Source organism: Enterobacter cloacae complex sp.6700776 (assembly GCF_048284255.1).
GTDB lineage: Bacteria > Pseudomonadota > Gammaproteobacteria > Enterobacterales > Enterobacteriaceae > Enterobacter > Enterobacter intestinihominis.
Genome location: NZ_JBLVYK010000241.1, coordinates 1 through 284 on the forward strand (window position 1 = coordinate 1; position 284 = coordinate 284).

1 protein-coding gene is annotated in these 284 nt (G+C 37.3%); it reads right to left on the reverse strand.

Features of this window, described 5'->3' with window-relative positions; translation table 11 throughout:
- Positions 1-201, reverse strand: a 201-nt coding sequence (locus tag ACNQ0T_RS24065; protein ID WP_417930480.1) for a helix-turn-helix domain-containing protein, incomplete at its 3' end; no start/stop codon positions are given.
- Between the last annotated feature and the right edge of the window lie 83 nt (positions 202-284).

Consider the following 284-nt stretch of genomic DNA (forward strand, 5'->3'; position numbering starts at 1 on the left):
TGAAAACTGTTGCTGACTGACACCGACACGGCTAGCGATTTGGCTTCCAGTCAAACCCAGTTCTTTTCTTTTTTTTCTTATATAGTGCCCGATTAAATTGTTTATTTGAGCTTCATTCTCTCCGGCAAAGTAAAAGCTAATATCTTGAATGGGTAATTTATAGGCTTGCGTGCTTTCAAAGGAAAGGTGTTCACTCATCATATGTCCTCTTGCGTGATGGAATCATAATTGTTGTATTTCCACCGAGGGGTGTAAACCAAATTAAAAATCAAATAGTTTTTAGT